This window comes from Arthrobacter sp. GAS37, assembly GCF_044908325.1.
GTDB lineage: Bacteria > Actinomycetota > Actinomycetes > Actinomycetales > Micrococcaceae > Arthrobacter > Arthrobacter ramosus.
On record NZ_JBIYDB010000047.1, the window covers coordinates 20,339 to 27,281 of the forward strand.

At 65.4% G+C, this 6,943-nt stretch carries 5 protein-coding genes and 1 pseudogene; 2 read left to right on the forward strand and 4 right to left on the reverse strand.

Going from position 1 to position 6,943, the window contains the following annotated elements; all coding sequences use genetic code 11:
* The first annotated feature begins 3 nt into the window (after positions 1-3).
* Together ABH924_RS22290 and ABH924_RS22295 are read left to right on the forward strand one after the other, a co-directional pair.
* Positions 4-1,026, forward strand: a complete 1,023-nt coding sequence (locus ABH924_RS22290) for an ABC transporter ATP-binding protein (RefSeq protein WP_404502354.1) — start codon at positions 4-6, stop codon at positions 1,024-1,026.
* Between the two features lie 24 nt (positions 1,027-1,050).
* Positions 1,051-2,274: an amidohydrolase family protein gene (locus tag ABH924_RS22295; RefSeq protein WP_404502356.1), complete on the forward strand. Its 1,224-nt coding sequence runs from the start codon at positions 1,051-1,053 to the stop codon at positions 2,272-2,274.
* Positions 2,275-2,476: 202 nt separating this feature from the next.
* Here the strand turns inward: ABH924_RS22295 and ABH924_RS22300 are convergent, their stop codons facing one another.
* The 4 genes and pseudogenes from ABH924_RS22300 to ABH924_RS22315 form a co-directional block, all read right to left on the reverse strand.
* Entirely contained in the window at positions 2,477-3,778 is a 1,302-nt protein-coding gene (locus ABH924_RS22300; protein ID WP_404502358.1) for an MFS transporter, read from the reverse strand.
* Positions 3,779-3,911: 133 nt separating this feature from the next.
* Complete coding sequence (locus ABH924_RS22305; protein WP_404502362.1) at positions 3,912-5,330, reverse strand: FAD-binding oxidoreductase; 1,419 nt, start codon at positions 5,328-5,330, stop codon at positions 3,912-3,914.
* 54 nt (positions 5,331-5,384) lie between these two features.
* Positions 5,385-5,855 (reverse strand): annotated as a pseudogene (locus ABH924_RS22310) (GNAT family N-acetyltransferase); the annotation flags it as partial.
* Complete coding sequence (locus tag ABH924_RS22315; protein WP_404502360.1) at positions 5,824-6,318, reverse strand: hypothetical protein; 495 nt, start codon at positions 6,316-6,318, stop codon at positions 5,824-5,826. The pseudogene ABH924_RS22310 and the gene ABH924_RS22315, both read right to left, overlap by 32 nt.
* Positions 6,319-6,943 lie beyond the last annotated feature (625 nt).

The following is a 6,943-nucleotide window of genomic DNA, read 5'->3' on the forward strand; positions in this document are numbered from 1 at the left end:
GTCATGGACACGCAGGCAATTCTCCAGGTGGAGAACCTCCAGAAGCATTTCCCCATCAAAGGCGGGCTGTTCTCCCCCAAGGGATCCGAGACAGTCAAAGCGGTCGACGGCGTCTCGTTCAGTCTCGCGCGCGGCCAGACTTTGGGGCTCGTGGGTGAGTCCGGCTGCGGAAAGTCGACCACCGGACGGATGGTCGCGCGGCTCATGGATCCCACCGGCGGGAGGATCCTGATCGACGGCGTGGACATCAGCCAGCTGGGCGGCCACGATCTGTACAACTTCCGCCGCAAGGTCCAAATGATCTTCCAGGACCCCTTCGCCTCGCTCAATCCACGGCAAACCGTGGGCACGGCCATCGCGGCGCCGATGCTGGCACAAAAGATCAACCCGGCCGGCGGCCTCAAGAACCGCGTCAGGGAACTCCTCGAACAAGTAGGCCTCAAGCCTGAGCACTACAACCGTTTCCCACACGAGTTCTCCGGCGGCCAGCGCCAGCGCGTGGGAATCGCGCGCGCCATTTCGCTGAACCCGTCCGTGATTGTGTGCGACGAACCCGTGTCCGCCCTCGATGTCTCAGTACAAGCACAGGTGGTCAACTTGCTGCAGGAAATCCAGCGGGACACCGGAGTGGCATACATTTTCATCGCGCACGATCTTTCCGTGGTCCGCCATATCTCGCATGAGGTGGCGGTGATGTACCTCGGCAAGATCGTGGAACAAGGAGCCCGGGAGGAGCTGTTCCGGGATCCCCGGCATCCCTACACGCAAGCGCTCTTGTCCGCCGTGCCCTTGCCGGATCCCCGGGCAGCCCGCCAGCAGCAAAAGATCCGGCTCCGGGGAGACCTACCCTCGCCGGCAAACCCACCCAGCGGCTGCGTCTTCCGCACCCGGTGTCCGTTGTTCGGCACCTTGGACCCGGAACAACAGCAACGCTGCATCAGCGAAATCCCCCGACCCGCCAGCGCGGCTGCGCCGGCCTGCCATCACGCAGGTCTGGAATCTGCAGCCCTCGCTGGGGTGCAATAGATCCAATATCAAAGGAGCAATACATTGAACACCCTGATTCGCGCCGTCCGCCCCTGGGGTCAAGCATTGAGCGACGTCCTCATTACGGACGGCAAGATCACCGGCGTCGAACCCCATGACCCGACGCGTGCCGCGGGCGACGCCACCGTCGTCGAGGGCCGCGGCCGCCTCCTCGTGCCGTCGTTCTCGGACGTCCATGTGCACCTGGACTCCACCCGCATCGGCCTGCCGTTCCGCGAACACACAGGCGGCCCGGGCGTGTGGACCATGATGATGAACGATCGGCAGAACTGGCGCAACGCCGAGGTTCCGTTGCAGGAACGGGTCAACAACACCCTCGGCCGGATGATCGCGCGCGGCACCACGCGCGTCCGCTCCTATGCGCAGATCGACGTCGACTGCCGCCTCGAGCGTTTCGATGCCGTAATGGCCGCCAAGGAGCAGTTCAAGGGCCAGGCCGACGTCGATATCATCGCGTTCCCGCAGGCCGGCCTCCTGCTCGAGGACGGCACCGTACCCCTCATGGACCAGGCACTCAAGGCTGGCGCCAACGTCATGGGAGGCATCGATCCTTGCAGCCTCGACCGCGACCCCGCCCGGCATCTGGACATCGTCTTCGGACTGGCCGAAAAGTACCACGTCCCCATCGACATCCACCTCCACGAGCCCGGCGAGCTCGGTGTCTTCAGCACTGACCTCGTGATCGAGCGCACCCGCGCCCTGGGCATGCAGGGCAAGGTCACCATGTCCCACGCGTACCAGCTGGGCAGCGTCTCCGAAGCCACCACGCGCCGCCTCATCGACGAGTTCGCCGAGCTGGACATCTCCATGGCGTCCGTGGCGCCGGGTTCCGCTGGCGTGGCGGGCCAGCTGCCCATCCCCCTGCTCGCCGAAGCCGGCGTCCGGATGGGCTTGGGCGAGGACGGCCAGCGGGACTACTGGTCCCCCTACGGCAACACGGACATGCTCGACCGCACATGGCAGCTCGCTTTCACCCACGGCTTCCGCAAGGACGAGCTCATCGAGCACTGCCTCGCGATCGCCACGGTGGGCGGCGCCAGCATCCTTGATCCGTCCGCAACCCGCCTGAAGGGCACGGCACACCGCCCCGGCGTCGAGATCGGCGATCCTGCCGAACTCGTGCTGCTCGACGGCGAAACGGTCGCCTCCGCCGTTATGGACCGCGGCACCGACCGCACGGTGATCCACCGCGGCAAAGTCGTGGCAGAGCAGCTCGAGCTCATCTAATTCCGCATAAAAAAGTGGCCGGTCCCTCGTTTGAGGGACCGGCCACTTTCTTGGTTTGCGTGTGTCGGAGGGCGACGACAGCGTATGCCCAACTACCTCGCATTTGTTGTCGTTATGTGGGCTCATAACGACAACTACTGCAAGTCAGATGGGCCGAGTGGGAGGCCCGTGCGTGGTTTGGTTTGCGCCCTGCCCCCATTGGCTAGCGCCCGACGGCGGCGGGCTCGCCAAGGTGCTCCGTCTCTGTGGTTGCTACGGACACGGCGCGCCCGCGCACCGCGAGGAAACCGGCCACCGCGAGCAGCACCGCTTCCGCCGCCAGGGCCCAGAAGGGAACGTCCCAGCCGCCGGACCACTCATGCAGGAGTCCAGTCCCCAAAGGCCCCAGGGAGGCCAACGCGAAGCCCAAGCCCTGGCTCATGGCGGACAGGCTGCCGGCGCTCTCTGGCCCTGCCGAGCGGATGACGACCAGCGCCATTCCCAGCCCGAACCCGGCGCTCTGGACGATACCCAACAGTCCGACCATGAGGAATTGCAAAGCTACAGGCGCAGTCAACACTCCTATCAAAGCTGCCGCGACGAGCAGTCCCAAGCCGGGCCCCATAACCTTCAGAACCGCGCGACGCCCCGCGAGAACGGGGGCCAGCAGGCTCGCGGGCAGCCCTGCGACGCTGAACCACGCCAAGAGCCCTGCTGCGTCGGCCGCGGTCTGGCCTTTCGACACCAGGAACACCGCGAGCCACGAGGTAACGGCGAAATACAGCATGGCTTGCAGCCCGAAGAAGGCGGTCACGGCCCAGGCCGTCCGCTGCTTCCGCAGCGGGATGGTGCCGGCTTCCCCCGCGGCGCCGCCCGCCGTCGTCGTCTCCTGTATACCAGCGCCCGACGCCGGTCCGCCGGTCCCGTCGGGACGCGCGGCTGTTTGACCGGTGCGGTGGATCAACGCGGCCCCTAGCAAGGCGGGAACGGCCCAGACGACCAGCGCCCACGCGAGGCTCCCGCCGAGCGCTTGCTGCAGCGGCTGGACGAGTCCTGCGCCGAGCGCCGCGCCCAGCCCGAAGCCCATGGTGCACAGCCCCGTCCACCACCCGGTACCGCGATTGGCCTTGACGATCTGTGGCACGAGCACACTGGCGGTCATGATGGATGCCCCTGCCAGGAACGTTCCGGGCAACAACAGCCCGGGCACGAGTACGCGGACAAGCAGCGCGGCGGCAAGTACCAAGAGCGCCGCCGCCACGGCCCTTCCGGTGCCCAGGCGACGGGCCAGCCACGGACCGCAGGGAGCCGAGACCCCGAACGCAAGTACAGGCAAGGCTCCGAGCAGCGGCAGCAAATGCGCGTCGAGTCCGAAGCCTGCCTGCAGCTGCCCCATGGTACCGGCGATCGTCGTAATGGCCGGACGAAGGTTGATGGAGACAAGCGCCAGTGCAACGAGTACCCAGGCGGTCCTCCGAACGGGGTTCGCGGAAGTACCGCGGCGCGACGGGTGTGCTTGTCCCACTGATTGCCTCCCTGGAATCCAACTTGGTATACCAAATAAGATTAGGGGCATCGGGAATCAAAGTAAACTGGCGTGAAAATGGCAGCTAAGTGTGACGCTAGATCCTGGTGATCAGATTTGGAATACCAGAGGTCTAGATGGCCTTGCCGGGGTTGAGAATTCCGGCCGGGTCGAAAAGCTCCTTGATGCGATGCTGCAACTCGCGGATGGGCCCGGGCTGCTCAAGGCCGAGCCAGCGCAGCTTGTACTGCCCCACCCCGTGTTCACCGGTGATGGTTCCGCCCATCTCCAGCGCGGCATCGATGGAGTCGTCCAGGGCCTTGTTGAGGCGGGACATGGCATCGGTGTCCACTTCCATGTCCACACGATCCACCCAGAAGGTGGGGTGCAGGTTGCCATCGCCGGCATGTGCCACCACCTTGAGCTGGACATCGTGGGTGGCGGCCATGGCCTCGAGCGCGGCCACGTAGTCGACAAGCCGCGACCTCGGGACGGCGACGTCCTCACCTACCCGGTATTCGTTGTCCACCTCGTCGCCTCGACTTGAGCGCCGCATGTCGATGAGGCGTTCGGCTTCCGCATTCGATTCCGCCGTCACCGTGGCTCCGCCGGCCGCGAGCACTTCCCGCACCAGCGCTGCCTCCGCAGCAGCTCCGAAACCATCTGTCTGGATCAGCAGCAGCGCTTGTCCACGTTGTCCGAGGTCCGAGCCGTACAGTTCGTCGAGCTGGGCCAGCGTTCCGGCGTCGAGCATTTCCATGATGGCGGGCTGAACGCGCGCCCTTCCCACCGCCAGGACGCCCGCGGCGGCACCGCGGAAGTCTGGATAGAAGGCCGCCACTGTCTGTACCGCTCGGGGCAGATAGCGCAGGCGCACCGTCACGCCCACCACGATTCCCAGCGTGCCTTCGGAGCCCACAAACAGTGCCGTGAGATCGTATCCGGCCACGCCTTTGAAGGTCTGGTGCCCTGTGTGGATGAGCGAGCCATCGGCCAGGACGACGTCGAGCGCCAGCACCGAATCCCTGGTCACGCCGTATTTGGCGCAGCGCAAGCCGCCGGCGTTCGTGGCCACATTGCCGCCGATCGTGGACATTTTGTAGCTCGCAGGGTCCGGCGCGTACATCAGTCCGTGTTCAGCCGCCGCGGCATTCAGGTCAGCGTTCACCACGCCAGGTTCGACGACGGCGGTCTCATCGTCCGGGTTGAGCCGCAGGATGCGGTTCATGCGTTCCAGGCTGAGCACGATGCACCCCTGGCTGGCATGGGCGCCACCGGAAACCCCGGTGCCGGCACCGCGGGCAACAATCGGAACCCCGTGTTTTGCACAACTGCGCACCACGAGCTGCACGTCTTCAACGGATTGGGCGAACACCACAGCCACAGGCAGCTGCAAGTCCAGGACCGGTCCTAGGTCTGCCGCATAGGTAGTGCGTGTCTGTTCGTCGACGGCGACTTGCTCCGGAGCAAGGGCGGCCGCTAGCTCATCTATGAACCCGCCGGGGCTTTTGCTCTGCTGGATCGGCCCGGAAGGCGGAATCCTGCGGGCCATGACGATTTCCAACCTGGCTTTGTCCTGCGGATACGGCCGGCTGGCACCGGTGTATTCAAATCCGTGCCGCTCGTAGAACGCCTTGGCACGGGCATTGTCCTCGTGGACCCCCAGTTCGATCAGGCCGGCTCCAAGCTCGGCGCCAGCCACGGCGCAAGCTTCATCAAGCAACTGGTCAGCCAGGCCCAGGCCACGGTGTTCAGGTGCGACGTAGACGCTGATCAGCATGGCTTGCAGAGCCTGGCTAGGATCCTGTGGCTGCTTGATGACGACGCGCATGAGTCCGCTGATCCGGCTACTGTCCGTGCCGTCATCCGCGACGAGGGTGATGCTCGAGTCGCTCGACATCGTGGCCGCGCGCTCTTGCCATTGAGTGTCAGTCTGGCGCCGAGCGGCGGCGAGGCTCTCCACGTAGGCCATCGGGGTGTCCGACAGCATCTCCAACCGGACGTCGCGAAGCAACTCCCAGTCAGCCGCTTGGAGCCGACGGATTCTATTCACGTCCGCCGCCCATGAATCGGACATAGCGATCAAGAACTCCAGGCCAGTCAGCCGCGTAGTCTGCACGGGTCTGCGCGGGGAGTTCGGCGCCTTCCCAGCCGTGGTGCACCAGGCGAACCTCCGTACCACCGTCAACCGCGCGGAAGGCCAGGCGAAGTTCGGTGGACCACATCGCGGTGCTGCCCGGATACCAACTCGCATGGAAGGACAGCGGCGGCTGCCAATCGTCGATCGTCCCCCATATCGAGGTACGTCCGTCGTCAGCCGTCTCCAGGATCAAATTCTCCTCGAACTCAACGTGCGAGCCCGCCCCGTAGACGCTGTGGTCCTCCATCGGCCACCAGAGATGCGGGTGATCAGTGAAGCCCATGAAAGCATGCGCCACCGACGAAGGCACGACGACGGTGCACACCACGGGGTCCAGCTCACCGGATTGCTCCGGCTGGGGTTCGGAGTCCGGCGCGAGGTGACTAAAGAGGCTCTCCATGTGCACCAACTTTACCGCCCAGCGACGCCCCCGACTCCGGACCCAACGCGCTCCCCCTCAAACGCCCGCTCACATATAGGGGGTTCTGACCGGACGCTAGCTCACATATACCGGGTTCCGGCCGGACGCCCGCTCACATGTAACGGGTCCCGGCCGGACGCTAGCTCACATACAACCGGTCCCGGCCGGACGCTAGCTCACTTATGCCGGGTTCCGGCCGGACGCTAGCTCACTTATGCCGGGTTCTGGCGGGACGCTAGCTCACTTATGCCGGGTCCTGACCGGACGCCCGCTCACTTCTGCTGAGGGCGGGTGGGGGGCTGGGGCCAGCCCGGGCCGTTGATACGTGAGCCGGGGTTTCGGTTTTCCGGCACATACGTGAGCCGGGGTTTGGGATTTCCGGCACATACGTGAGCCGGGGGTTTCGGATTTCCGGCACGTACGTGAGCCGGCGTTGGTGGAAACCGGGTCATAGGTGAGCCGGGGTTGGTGGAAACCGGGTCATAGGTGAGCCGGCGTGGGCGGGTGCCGGGGTGTTAAATGGTGCAGGCCCCGACGTGTGTCGGGGCCTGGACCGTTAATGGTTGTCCGGCGGTGTCCTACTCTCCCACACCCTCCCGGGTGC